Annotated in this window: 14 protein-coding genes; all 14 read right to left on the reverse strand. The window is 27.2% G+C overall.

Annotation, left to right across the window (positions count from 1 at the left end; all coding sequences use genetic code 11):
* Window positions 1–3 precede the first annotated feature (3 nt).
* The gene (gene rseP / locus ATCC9714_RS11690) at window positions 4–1,023 is read right to left on the reverse strand and encodes an RIP metalloprotease RseP (RefSeq protein WP_054631497.1); all 1,020 of its coding nucleotides are present in this window, start codon (window positions 1,021–1,023) and stop codon (window positions 4–6) included.
* Between the two features lie 12 nt (window positions 1,024–1,035).
* A complete protein-coding gene (locus tag ATCC9714_RS11695) occupies window positions 1,036–2,187 on the reverse strand; it encodes a 1-deoxy-D-xylulose-5-phosphate reductoisomerase (protein WP_054631496.1) in 1,152 nt (383 codons plus the stop codon).
* A gap of 63 nt (window positions 2,188–2,250) precedes the next feature.
* On the reverse strand, window positions 2,251–3,027 hold the full coding sequence (locus ATCC9714_RS11700; protein WP_021124636.1) for a phosphatidate cytidylyltransferase: 777 nt from the start codon (window positions 3,025–3,027) through the stop codon (window positions 2,251–2,253).
* 12 nt (window positions 3,028–3,039) lie between these two features.
* Window positions 3,040–3,774 carry an isoprenyl transferase gene (locus ATCC9714_RS11705; RefSeq protein WP_057545660.1) on the reverse strand — a complete coding sequence of 245 codons (735 nt, stop codon included), beginning with the start codon at window positions 3,772–3,774 and terminating at the stop codon, window positions 3,040–3,042.
* 30 nt (window positions 3,775–3,804) lie between these two features.
* Window positions 3,805–4,008, reverse strand: coding sequence for a hypothetical protein (locus ATCC9714_RS11710; protein WP_021124639.1), 204 nt, complete (start codon window positions 4,006–4,008; stop codon window positions 3,805–3,807).
* 2 nt (window positions 4,009–4,010) lie between these two features.
* On the reverse strand, window positions 4,011–4,568 hold the full coding sequence (frr, locus tag ATCC9714_RS11715; protein ID WP_054631495.1) for a ribosome recycling factor: 558 nt from the start codon (window positions 4,566–4,568) through the stop codon (window positions 4,011–4,013).
* 23 nt (window positions 4,569–4,591) lie between these two features.
* On the reverse strand, window positions 4,592–5,296 hold the full coding sequence (gene pyrH / locus ATCC9714_RS11720) for a UMP kinase (RefSeq protein ID WP_021128138.1): 705 nt from the start codon (window positions 5,294–5,296) through the stop codon (window positions 4,592–4,594).
* A 66-nt stretch (window positions 5,297–5,362) separates the two neighbouring features.
* Window positions 5,363–6,268, reverse strand: a complete 906-nt coding sequence (gene tsf / locus ATCC9714_RS11725) for a translation elongation factor Ts (RefSeq protein WP_054631494.1) — start codon at window positions 6,266–6,268, stop codon at window positions 5,363–5,365.
* 63 nt (window positions 6,269–6,331) lie between these two features.
* Entirely contained in the window at window positions 6,332–7,054 is a 723-nt protein-coding gene (rpsB, locus tag ATCC9714_RS11730) for a 30S ribosomal protein S2 (protein ID WP_021124645.1), read from the reverse strand.
* A gap of 279 nt (window positions 7,055–7,333) precedes the next feature.
* Window positions 7,334–8,515 carry a D-alanyl-D-alanine carboxypeptidase family protein gene (locus ATCC9714_RS11735; RefSeq protein ID WP_057541118.1) on the reverse strand — a complete coding sequence of 394 codons (1,182 nt, stop codon included), beginning with the start codon at window positions 8,513–8,515 and terminating at the stop codon, window positions 7,334–7,336.
* A 77-nt stretch (window positions 8,516–8,592) separates the two neighbouring features.
* Window positions 8,593–9,549: a potassium channel family protein gene (locus ATCC9714_RS11740; RefSeq protein ID WP_057545659.1), complete on the reverse strand. Its 957-nt coding sequence runs from the start codon at window positions 9,547–9,549 to the stop codon at window positions 8,593–8,595.
* Between the two features lie 104 nt (window positions 9,550–9,653).
* A complete protein-coding gene (locus tag ATCC9714_RS11745; protein WP_021128142.1) occupies window positions 9,654–10,625 on the reverse strand; it encodes a serine/threonine-protein kinase in 972 nt (323 codons plus the stop codon).
* Window positions 10,626–10,916: 291 nt separating this feature from the next.
* Window positions 10,917–12,197, reverse strand: coding sequence for a VanW family protein (locus ATCC9714_RS11750; protein ID WP_054631491.1), 1,281 nt, complete (start codon window positions 12,195–12,197; stop codon window positions 10,917–10,919).
* Window positions 12,198–12,499: 302 nt separating this feature from the next.
* Window positions 12,500–12,658 carry a hypothetical protein gene (locus tag ATCC9714_RS11755; protein WP_021124656.1) on the reverse strand — a complete coding sequence of 53 codons (159 nt, stop codon included), beginning with the start codon at window positions 12,656–12,658 and terminating at the stop codon, window positions 12,500–12,502.
* Window positions 12,659–12,837 lie beyond the last annotated feature (179 nt).

The following is a 12,837-nucleotide window of genomic DNA, read 5'->3' on the forward strand; positions in this document are numbered from 1 at the left end:
AAACTAACTTGCCATAAGTCTTACAATATCTTTATATGTCACAAATAGCATAAATACCATTAATACTGCAAATCCTATAACATTTATCATACCCTCTTTGTTAGGATCAATTTTCTTTCCACCTCTTAAAAATTCTATAAATAAGAAAAATAATCTTCCTCCATCTAAAGCAGGTATAGGAAGTAAATTTAAAACACCTAAGTTTAAACTAATTACTGCCGCTAAGTATAATACATTAATTATACCTGTCTTAGTCGCATCAGCTACTATACTTATAACGCCTATAGGTCCTGCTAGCGATTGATCTATTCCACCTGGTAAGTTTCCTGTTATTAACTGACCTAAGAATGTTATCATTCCAACTATCATGCTTATAGTTGTCTTTATAGCAGTTGTAAATGATCCTAAGATATTTTTTTCATTTTTAGGATATATTCCAATTAAATACTTACCGTCTTTTGATTCTGGAGTAAGATTTACATTCTTTTCTTTTCCATCTCTTTCTAAAGTTATATTTAACTTTTTACCATTAGAATCTTGAATTTCTTTACTTAATTCATTCCAAGATTTAACATCCTTACCATTTATCTCGGTTATTGTATCTCCAGCTTGAATTCCAGCCCTTTGAGCTACACTATTATCTATAACAGATTTTAATTTTGTACTTGGAGTCCCAATATACATAAAAACCGGTATTAGTATTATAACCGTAAGTATTATATTAAAAAATGGACCTGCAAATAAAATACTTGCCCTTTGTAATATACTTTTATTTCCAAATGCCCTTGGATCATTAGAGTCGCTATCTTCCCCCTCCATAGCAACATATCCTCCAAGAGGTAAAAGTCTTATACTATATGTAGTTTCTCCTTTTTGAAACCCATATATCTTAGGTCCCATTCCTATAGCAAATTCATGGATTCTGACACCTGCCTTTTTTGCAAATAAAAAGTGTCCTAATTCATGAATAAACACTATTATTCCAAAAGCTAAAATAGCTACTAAAATAGTTAATATATTCATTTATTCACCACCCTATTTAATACATTTTTTTACAAAATCTCTACTCCATTTATCTATGTGTAATATTTCTTCTAGTGTAGGTTTTTTTATACTATCATGTGCTTCTAAAGTTTTTTCTATATAATATGGTATGTCATAAAACTTTATTTTATCTTCTAAAAATTCATTAACTAAAACTTCATTAGCTGCATTTAAAACTGCTGAGTATGTTCCTCCTAATTTTAAACTTTCATATGCTAATTGTAAACATGGGAAAGTTTGTAAATCTGGCTTTTCAAAAGTTAAACCATTTAGCTTTGAAAAATCCAATCTTTCAAAATCATTAAGTAATCTATTAGGGTATGTTAAAGCATACTGAATAGGTAACTTCATATCCGGACATCCCATTTGAGCTATTATAGAACTGTCCACAAACTGTACCATAGAATGTATTATACTTTGTGGGTGAACTACTACATCAATTTTTTCTGCATCTACATCAAATAGCCACTTAGCCTCTATAACTTCTAATCCTTTATTCATAAGTGTAGAAGAATCTATACTTATCTTTCTTCCCATACTCCAATTTGGGTGTTTTAAAGCTTCATTTTTAGTTACACTTAATAATTCTTCTTTTGTTTTTCCTCTAAACGGACCTCCTGATGCTGTTAATATTATACTATCAATTTCTTTTTTATTTTCACCATTTAAACATTGGAATATAGCACTGTGTTCACTATCAACAGGTAATATATCTACATTTCTTTTTCTAGCTTCTTCCATTACCAGTTGTCCAGCTGTAACTAAAGTTTCTTTATTAGCAAGTGCAATAGTTTTTCCCTTCTTTATAGCTTCTAAAGTTGGAACTAAACCTATCATTCCTACTATAGCAGTTAAAAGTACATCTATTTCATCTAATGAAGATATAGTGATTAATCCATCCATACCGCTTAATACTTCTATTTTTATATCTCTTGGTATAATTTCCTTTAATTGTTTAGCGCTATTTTCATTATATACCGCAACATATTTAGGTTTAAACTCTTTTATTTGCTCTAGTAATAAGTTTATACTACTATTTGCAGATATTGCTACAACTTCAAATTTATCTCTATTTTTTCTTACTACATCTAATGTTTGTGTCCCTATAGAACCTGTTGATCCCAATATTGATATTTTTTTCATTACTATTAATTCCTTTCCAAAAATCTATATATTATACAATTAAAGCTTCAGATATCCCTGAAGCTAAATAAATATATATATTGCATAATAAACAAATGGTGCTACTAGTATAACACTATCAAATCTATCTAATATACCACCATGTCCTGGTATTAATTTTCCATAATCTTTAATTCCAACGTATCTTTTTATGGCTGATGCAAATAAATCTCCAAGTTGTGCAACAACACTTCCAATACTTCCAACTAAAATCATATGAGCAATTCCTAAATTGAATACATACCCAAATGCTACACAACAAATTGTAGAACCTAAAATTCCTCCGATGCTGCCTTCTATTGTTTTCTTAGGACTTATACTAGGTATTAATTTATGTCTTCCAAACAAATATCCACTAAAATATGCAAATGTATCTGTCATAAAAGATACTATGAATATTAGCCATACATAAATATTTCCTAAGTCAAAATTGTTAATGGTTAAAACTATAAAATCTAAAAATATCGGTATATAAAACATACCTATAAATGTTATAGAAAAATCTAAAATATTTTTCTTATTAGTTAACATATAAATTATTCCTATTAAGAATAACGTAAACACAAGTATATATGTATATTCACTATTTAAATTTAAAACATGTCTCATAGATAAGTATATGGCAAATACATATCCTAAAATACTGATAGGTTGTATACTTTTACTTTTAAATGCCTTATAAAACTCATCTAATGCAATAATTCCTATAATAGCTTCTGCTATGTATAAAGGCAATCCTCCATATATTACGAAAAGTAATAATGGAATTAAGGCTAACGCAGCAATGATTCTTACAACCATAAAATAATCTCCTTACTTAAGTCCACCAAACCTTCTATCTCTATTTTGATATGTATATATAGCTTTTCTCAATTCATTTGAGTTAAAATCAGGCCAATATACATCAGTGAAATAAAACTCTGAATATGCAATTTCCCATAATAAGAAGTTACTTATTCTTTGTTCTCCACTAGTTCTAATAATTAAATCTGGGTCTGGTATCGACTTTGTACTTAAATATTTTGATATAGTGTCTTCATTTATATCTTCTATATCTATTTTACCACTTTTACATTTTTTTACTATATCTATAACTGCATTTTTTATATCATTTCTGCTTCCATAATTTAAAGCTATATTTAAGTTTAGTCCAGTATTATCTTTAGTTATATCAATTGCATCTTTTATAGCTTCCATAGATTTACTTGGTAATACATCTATGTCTCCTATAGTTGTTATTTTTACATTATTTTCATGTAATTCTTTTAATTCTTTCTTTAAATATGTATATAGTAAATTCATTAAAGCATCTACTTCTAATTTTGGTCTTTTCCAATTTTCTGTTGAAAAAGCATATAAAGTTAAGTGTTTTACTCTTAATGCAGAGCACTCTTTTGTTACTGCTCTTATAGCCTCAACACCAGCCTTATGCCCAACTGTTCTTGGAAGTAGTCTCTCTTTTGCCCATCTACCATTTCCGTCCATGATTATCGCTATATGAGTAGGTACATTAATTAAGTTTATGTCATATTTATTCTTTTTATTCATAAACTACCTCCCAATAAAATTTTCTGACTCCTATTTTAAGGAGTCAGCAAAGTATGTTTGTATTATCTCTACACAATTTTCAACTTCAGAAATCTTAATTACTCTAGGTATTATTAATTTCTCTGTATCTTTATATCCCTTTATTGTCTTTATTGTATAGTTCTTATTTTCTTTTTCAAAGAAGTTTGCTACCTCATCTGTATGAAGTCCTAATAAATTATAATATTTTTTCAATACTATACCGCCATTATATCTTGTTCTTTAGCTTTTAGTAAACTATCTACTTCTTTTATAAATTTATCAGTTATTTTTTGAACTTCATCTTGAGATTTCTTTAAATCATCTTCAGTTATTTCGCCTTCTTTTTCCATTTTCTTAAGTTTATCATTAGCATCTCTTCTTTCATTTCTTAATCTAACTTTAAACTCTTCAGCAACTTTACCAGCTTGTTTAGCTAACTCTTTTCTTCTTTCTTCTGTTAAAGCTGGTACTGATATTCTTATAACTTGACCATCATTTGTTGGATTTAGTCCTAAGTCAGAATTTCTTATAGCTTTTTCTATCTCAGCCATAGCTGTTTTATCCCAAGGGTTTATCATTAAAGTTCTTGGTTCTGGAACTGATATAGCACCTACTTGATTTACAGGAGTAGGTGTTCCGTAATAATCAACTCTTACTTTATCTAACATTTGAGCATTAGCTCTACCTGCTCTTATAGTTGTAAATTCTTTTTTAAGAGCTTCTATTGTTTTATTCATTTTTTCATCTAATTGTTTCTTTACTTGTGCACTCATTTTTATTCCTCCTTAATAATCTATTATTTTACAGTAGTACCTATATTTTCACCCATAACTGCTTTTATTATATTCTCTGTTGAAAGTTCAAATACCTTTATTGGTATATTGTTATCCATACATAAAGATGTAGCAGTTGAGTCCATAACTTTTAATTCTTTTTGTAATACATCTATATAACTAAGTTCTGTAAATTTCTTAGCATCAGCATGTACTTTTGGATCTTTATCATATACTGCATCTACATTTTTAGCTAGTAATATAACTTCAGACTCCATTTCCGCAGCACGAAGAGCTGCTGCTGTGTCAGTCGAGAAGTAAGGATTTCCTGTTCCTGCTCCAAATATAACAACCCTAGACTTTTCTAAATGTCTAACTGCCTTTCTTCTTATATAAGGTTCTGCTATTTGTCTCATTTCTATAGCAGTTTGAACTCTTGTTAATACCCCTATATTTTCAAGAGCATCTTGTAGTGCCATAGCATTCATAACTGTAGCTAGCATACCTATATAATCAGCAGTAGTTCTATCCATTCCTTCAGATGTTCTTCCTCTCCAGAAGTTTCCTCCTCCGACAACTACAGCTACTTCAACACCAATTTCTTGTATTTGCTTTATAGCTTTTGCTATGTCATTTACAACTTCGTTATTTATACCGAATCCTTTATCTCCAGATAATGCTTCTCCACTTAATTTAAGTAATACTCTTTTGTACATGGGCTTTGTCATTTGAAATCCTCCTTAGTTAGTTAACTTTTTAAAAAAGAGAACACCGAAGTGTTCTCTTTTGGTTAATTACTTAAGTTGCTTAGCAACCTCTTCAGCAAAGTTTTCTTCTTTCTTTTCTATACCTTCTCCAACTTCGAATCTTACGACTCTAGCAACTTTTATGTCAGAACCTACTTTTTTAGCAACGTCTGCAACTAATTGCTTTATAGTTAAGTCTGGGTTTTTAACGAAAGCTTGCTCAACTAAACAAACTTCTTTTAATTGTTTATCTAATCTTCCCTTTATCATCTTCTCAACTATGTTAGCTGGTTTTCCTTCATTTAAAGCTTGTTGAGTTAATATTTCAGTTTCATGAGCTATGTACTCTGGATCTACATCGTCTTTAGAAACATATTTAGGATTCATAGCTGCAACTTGCATAGCTATATCTCTTCCCATTGCTAAAACTTCAGCATCTCTAGCTTCTGTTTCTAATTCAACTAATACACCTATTTTTCCACCACCGTGTATGTATCCAGCAACTTGTCCATTAGTAGATATTTTAGCAAATCTTCTTATATCTAACTTTTCTCCTATAGTAGCTATTCTGTTATTTAATACTTCTGATAAAACTCCTTCTCTATGAGCTTCAGTTAATAATCCAGCTACATCTTCCTTTTCAGTAGCTAAAGCCATTTCAGCTACGTCCTTAACGAAAGTTTTGAAATCTTCGTTTTTAGCAACGAAATCTGTTTCTGAGTTTATTTCAACTATAGTTCCAACAGTGTTGTCGTTGTTTATCTCTATAGCAACTAATCCTTCAGCAGCTATTCTATCAGATTTTTTAGCAGCTTTAGATAATCCTTTTTCTCTTAATAAATCTATAGCTCTTTCCATGTCTCCTTCAGCTTCTTGTAAAGCTTTTTTACAGTCCATCATTCCGGCACCTGTAGTTTCTCTTAACTCTTTAACCATTTGTGCAGTTATAGCCATTGGTAATCCCTCCTATATATTACTAATGGTAAGGGTATACCCCCTTACCATTAACTTATTTTATTATTCTTGATCTTCTGTTACTTCTTCTTGATCATCAGCTATAGCTTGTCTACCTTCTATTATAGCAGTTGCCATAGCACCAGTTATTAACTTAACAGCTCTTATAGCGTCATCGTTTCCTGGTATAGCAAAGTCTAATTGCTCAGGGTCACAGTTTGTATCAACTATACCTATTACTGGTATACCTAATCTGTGAGCTTCTTGTATAGCTATGTTTTCTTTTCTAGGATCTACTACGAATATAGCAGCTGGTAATTCAGGCATATCTTTTATACCGTTTAAGTATTTTTCTAATTTTTCTTTTTCAGCTCTTAATTTTATAACTTCTTTCTTAGGAAGAACGTTGAATACTCCTTCTTCTTCCATTTTTTCTAACTTTCTTAACTTGTCTATTCTAGTCTTTATAGTTTTGTGGTTTGTTAACATTCCACCTAACCATCTTTCATTAACGTAGAACATTCCACATCTTTCAGCTTCTTCTTTTATAGCTTCTTGAGCTTGTTTCTTAGTTCCTACGAATAATATTGGCTTTCCAGTTTCAGCTATTTCTTTAGTGAATCTATAAGCTTCTTCAACTTTTTTAACAGTTTTTTGTAAGTCTATTATATATATTCCATTTCTCTCTGTGAATATATATTGAGCCATCTTAGGGTTCCATCTTCTTGTTTGATGTCCGAAGTGAACACCAGCTTCTAATAATTGTTTCATTGATATTACTGACATTTTTACCTCCTGGTTTTACCTCCGACTTGATCATCTCCCTAAAAAACCATTTCGGCACCTTTTAGGAATCACAAAGTCGTGCGTTATTTTATTTTTTTACCTTCGTTAGTATATCATAGGAAATTGTAAATTACAATATTTTTTATAAATTTTATAACATTAATATATATACTAAATTATGTATTAATAAATTGATCTACTTAAATAATTATTTACAAATAAAAAACTATTTATTCATTATAAAAACATATGAGATAGAAATTTCTATCTCATATGTTTTTATTTTGCAAAAATCATTTTTATTTTAGTTATTAAAGAAGTATTATCCACATCATTTGCACTTATTATATCAATACTTCCTAATATTTCACCATCATCAGTATAATATTTAATTACACCTACAACATCACCTTTTTTTACTGGATACTGAAGTTCTTTTAGTGTTACTTGTGTATTTATGTTTTCATTATTTTTTACTATTGTATATAATTCTTCTTTGGTTCTTAATTCTACCTCTAATTCACTTAATTGTTTTATATATTTTTTACCTATAAGTTGATTTTTATTTATAACTTTTTCAGTATAAAAATTCTCTTTTCCATATTTTAACATGTCTACAGCTGCTGATAACCTCTTGTTTTTATGATTGGCTCCTAATGTAACTCCTATAACTCTATATTTTTTAATATCATTTTCTTTTTTTACATTCATAGAAAAAGATAAACAATATCCTGCATTTCCTGTATATCCAGTTTTAATACCATCAACATCAGGTATCATAGATAGTAGAGGATTAGTATTATTTTTTGAAAATCCTCTTTTTGAATTTGTATACAATTGCATGTCGGTTATAGCTGTAACTTGCTTTTCATAGTTATCAAACATATATTTTCCAAGTGTTGAAATATCTCTTGCTGTAGATATATTTTGTTTTGGCTGTGCCTTTGGATTTTGTAAATCATATATAGGTAATCCATGTGGATTAACGAAATTAGTATTACTCATCCCTATTTCTTTAGCTTTTTTATTCATAAGTTTTACAAATTCATCTACATCTTTTGATATATGATTTGCAATAGCTATGGCAGCGTCATTACCAGATACAATCATAAGTCCTTTCATAAGCTCAATCAATTCAACTTCTTCATTTTCTTTAAGGTGATAACTAGATCCTCGTACTGATGCTATCTTTTTAGTAATCTTTATTTTATCTTCAGGCTTTACCTGTTTATTTTCAATAGCTTCTATAGCTATTAAAAATGTCATCATTTTACTTAAACTAGCTAAGGGTCTTTTTTCATCTGGATTTTTTGAATATAAAACTCTATTGGTATCCTGATCTATAAGTATAGATGATAAAGAATACTTATCTACTTCTTTTTCTGTAGCAAATACATTAAAAGGTACTATAAATGCTAAAATTAAAACTACGGATGTAACTTTTTTTAAGTTAAATGTCATTTCCTCACCTTCTTAAGTTAATAAGTATATATTAATTTTTAACTTATTAACTTAAATATATATCTAGTAATTATTTACTATCTTGACATTTTTCTAAATAAAACAGATGCCCAAGAAGCTCCAATAGTAACACCTAAAAATACTTCTATACTTGCCAATAATTTTCCATAAACACTAGTCACTACTATATCTCCATATCCAACAGTACTAAACGTAGCCATACTAAAATACCATACATCTATATACTTTTTGATAAAATTAAAAAAACTTTCATTTGAATTTGAATTTAATAGATCAACTGTATTATTATTCTCTACACCTGTAATCATGTATAAAATTGCAAATATACTTACTATAAGAAAAGATATTAAAAATATATTTAAAGGCTTTTCTCCATAACCAATTATATATCTTGATAAAACATCTACAAATTTTAAATTTATATATTCCATTGTATTGTTAAAATCACTTCTTTTTATGCATTTACCTCCATAATACCTTTCCATGTAGTAATAGTGACTAACTTGTTCATAATCTCCAATAATACCGGCTTGATTTTTTGCAATTCTATAATTTATTTTTGCATTTTTATAATTTTGTTTATCATACATAATATTTTTAATATTAACTTTGCAACATTGACTAAAAAGCATTCCATCTAATCTAGGCATATTTTCTACTTTGTCAAAAACTATTTTTTGTCCTTTTATTTCTGATTTAACAAATATTTTATTCATGCATGTATTTTTATTAAATTTAGTATTTTTAAAAATACAATCTTCATTAAAAATACATTTATTAAACGACACATCGCCATTAAATTCAGTACCTAAAAATACAGCATCTTTTTTAAATACACAATTATCAAATATGACATCTTTTAAAAAGATTAAATTAGAAAAATCAATATTTTCATCAATATTAAACTTACCTATATTCTCATTATTGATAATAATAGATTCTTTAAATACTAATTTTTTCAAATGTTTATTTTTATTGTTTTTATTTTCACTAGTATATTTTTTTATGCTCATAGGTAAATTTTCCTCCTATTTAGCTTATAATATCTAGTTTTTAACATATAATTTTTTTTATTCAAAAACAAAAAAACTGTTTCTCAAAAAACTCTAGAAACAGTTTATACTATAGTCATTCCTAAAATTAAAAATGATATGATTGCAGCTACTCCAACAATTCCAACCTTTTTAAAATTTAAATTTCTTTTACTATTAATTCCTTCTTTTATAATTTCGACATCTTTTTTACTTGTATGTTCATCACATATGTTTTCTGTTTCATACAAATGTTTACTTAAATCTATCATAACCTCTTGAGGTGTTGTATATTTTTCATCTCTTCTTAATAATTTATCAATTATATTTAATAGATGTCTAGGAACTACTTCAGTATTAAAATCCTTCCATTTAATACCTTTATCCATTTTTCTCAGCATACTTTCTTCATCTTCTATATCTCCAAATGGATGTGTTCCAAATATCAATTCAAATAAAATAATTCCCAGTGCATAAAAATCGCTACTCTTATTTGTGTAGCCTAAACAAATTTGGTGAGGACACATATATCTTAAATCTTTTGAAAATTTTTTAATTCCATTATTAAAAATTTTATTATTAGCTCTTATAATTCCTATATTACTTAACTTAACATTGTATCCTTCATCAATTATTATACTGCTTGGCTGTAAATTTCCATGATAAATATCATAACTGTGAGCAACTTCAAGTGCGTTTAAGATTTGTCTAAGAATGATTACAATTTCATCTGTGTTTAACCTATGATATTTAGTTAATTGGTCTAAAGTGCTTCCTTCTATGTATTCACTAACTATATAATATAATTCGCATCCATCATCTAATTTATGTATACCTACATCTTTTATTTTTAGTATATTTGGAGAATCTATTTCATTTATAGTTGTCGCTTCATCTATTAGATTGGATACAAATTGTTTGTTAGTTATTACTCCTTCATCTATTACATTTACTATAACCATCTGATTATCATAGGAATCTTTACCTTTATATAAGCATGATCTACATCCTCTTGCAATTTCATCTATTATTTTATATCTATTGCCTATATATATCAAATAAACTCCCCCTTATATATTTAAATACCTTTGTTCCTAATCACTTACAATTATAACATTTAATGTAAATTAATGTAAGAAATAAGTATTCTATGACCATATTTTTTTAAATTTATGTATTTTTCAATTTATTTATACGGTCATACCCAATTACTATCTTTTTTAATCTATTTATTTTGAAATTATATTTAAATAGTAAAAAATATCCGCATACAATTTACTTCATTAACCAATTTGATTAAAGAACTACAAATTATATACGGATATTTATATATTTTTTTTATAACTTTTTTACTTTTTATTGTATGTGCTAGTGGATATATATTCATTTTTAACTATTTTACCATTTTTATCTTTAAAAACCCTATATGTTTTAACGGTATTTGAAGATCCTCCACCAACATTTTCAACAACTATATCTATATTTTGTTTATCTATTGAACTACCATATATTTCTGAGTTTATAACTCCATTATAAGCTGTAGTATGTATATATATAGGATGTTTATACGGATTTTTAAATTTTAAATCTAAATAATCATAAGCAACTGTAGCATCTTTTCCCATAGGTGCATATGAAGATGGTAGAGAATGATTTCTAACTTGAGTTATTTCTAACCCTGAATATAATACCGAATTATAAATAGTTGTTGACACTTGGCACACTCCGCCTCCAGATCCATCTTGGATTTTTCCATTTACAATAACAGGGGCATCTTTATAACCATTAGCTTTACTTCTAGGTCCCGTTGCTTTATTATAAGAAAATTCTTCTCCTGGCATTAAAATTATATCATTTGTACTTTGAGCTGCTTTTATAATATTATGCACTCTATTTGGAGATGAATTGTTATATGTTGTTCTGTGACTAGCTAATTCTGAATCAACACTTTTTAACATATCTGTAGTTATTTTAGGGCTATCTTTTTCAACTACCAACTTTACTTGTGAAAAACTATTATCATTTATTGATTTTTTTATATTCTCACTAGTTTTGCTTAAGTCTAATTCTTGTCCTATTACAGAGGGTATTACATTAATACTTCCATTTGAACCTACATAAAGTTTTGCATCAATAGCATCTTTGTTAATATTTTTTTCTATATTCTTTACATATTTATTTAACATTTCTTCATTGTATTGACCTTTTACTTCAAAAACCTTCTCATTACCTAATTGTAGAGTAATTGTTCTTTTTAGATTCTTAAAAAAAGAATCTGATTTATTAAATTTATATGATTCATTAATAATTTTTCCTATATCATAATTTAAATTTATATCTTTTGGTTTTAATAAAAATTTCTGTCCTTCATATTCTAAATCTATGTTTTTTGGGTTATATTTTTGCTCAACTAATTTTTTTGCTTCTTCTTTAGATAAATTTGATACATTTATACTTCCTACATAAATATTGTTTGCAATTTTTCCATTATATATATATTTATTGCTAAACCATATGATTCCTATAATTGTAATAGCAAAAAAAATAATTAATAAAATTGTATATTTCTTAGTGTTTTTATTTAATTTAACACTATCATCATGTTCTTCAATAGATATATTTTGTTCCATTTCAAATCCCCCTAATTTAATTACTATAATTATATTTAAATTAGGTTATTAAAACAATATTTAACATATATGTGTAACTTTATTGTCACAATTATAAATTCATTGTCTCTATATCTATGAAATTTTATGTAAAATAATTATCAATCTAAAAACTCTTTCTTCGTAGTTTAATTTTAATTTTTTAGAGGTAAATAATATTCATTGAGCATTTTTACTTACTAAAAATTTGTTATTTCTAATCCGTTCATTTATGAATATTGCATTTTATTAATTTTAATTTAATATTTGTAAAAAATCCTTACTTAATTTCTTTCCTTCCTTACGCTAGTACATCTTCCCTGATTTATAACAAATAAGAATCCCATTTTTTTATATATTTCATCTAATTCACTTATACTAACTTCTCCATTTCTTAAGTTATTTATAGTTATTTCTTTTAGTCTTCTATTTGATATCATCATTGGCTAATCTCTCCTTTTAAATTAATAATTTACATTATTATATTCATATAATTTCTTATTTATTCCTAATTTTTTCGAACATTTGTTCCTTATAGATTTATTATAACCAAACATTAGTTCGTTTTCAATAAAAATTTATTATTTTTTATATTTTTTTGTCATTTTTTAGCTAAGTGTCA

This window comes from Paraclostridium sordellii (genome assembly GCF_000953675.1).
GTDB lineage: Bacteria > Bacillota > Clostridia > Peptostreptococcales > Peptostreptococcaceae > Paraclostridium > Paraclostridium sordellii.

What these genes read in the sequence shown, in the direction of transcription:
- ATCC9714_RS11700 (WP_021124636.1), bottom strand. Translation starts at nt 3,027, where the DNA reads ATGGTTGTAAGAATCATTGCTGCGTTAGCCTTAATTCCATTATTACTT.
- pyrH (WP_021128138.1), bottom strand. Translation starts at nt 5,296, where the DNA reads ATGACAAAGCCCATGTACAAAAGAGTATTACTTAAATTAAGTGGAGAA.
- ATCC9714_RS11695 (WP_054631496.1), bottom strand. Translation starts at nt 2,187, where the DNA reads ATGAAAAAAATATCAATATTGGGATCAACAGGTTCTATAGGGACACAA.
- tsf (WP_054631494.1), bottom strand. Translation starts at nt 6,268, where the DNA reads ATGGCTATAACTGCACAAATGGTTAAAGAGTTAAGAGAAACTACAGGT.
- ATCC9714_RS11740 (WP_057545659.1), bottom strand. Translation starts at nt 9,549, where the DNA reads ATGAGCATAAAAAAATATACTAGTGAAAATAAAAACAATAAAAATAAA.
- ATCC9714_RS11735 (WP_057541118.1), bottom strand. Translation starts at nt 8,515, where the DNA reads ATGACATTTAACTTAAAAAAAGTTACATCCGTAGTTTTAATTTTAGCA.
- frr (WP_054631495.1), bottom strand. Translation starts at nt 4,568, where the DNA reads ATGAGTGCACAAGTAAAGAAACAATTAGATGAAAAAATGAATAAAACA.
- ATCC9714_RS11755 (WP_021124656.1), bottom strand. Translation starts at nt 12,658, where the DNA reads ATGATGATATCAAATAGAAGACTAAAAGAAATAACTATAAATAACTTA.
- ATCC9714_RS11705 (WP_057545660.1), bottom strand. Translation starts at nt 3,774, where the DNA reads ATGAATAAAAAGAATAAATATGACATAAACTTAATTAATGTACCTACT.
- ATCC9714_RS11750 (WP_054631491.1), bottom strand. Translation starts at nt 12,197, where the DNA reads ATGGAACAAAATATATCTATTGAAGAACATGATGATAGTGTTAAATTA.
- rpsB (WP_021124645.1), bottom strand. Translation starts at nt 7,054, where the DNA reads ATGTCAGTAATATCAATGAAACAATTATTAGAAGCTGGTGTTCACTTC.
- rseP (WP_054631497.1), bottom strand. Translation starts at nt 1,023, where the DNA reads ATGAATATATTAACTATTTTAGTAGCTATTTTAGCTTTTGGAATAATA.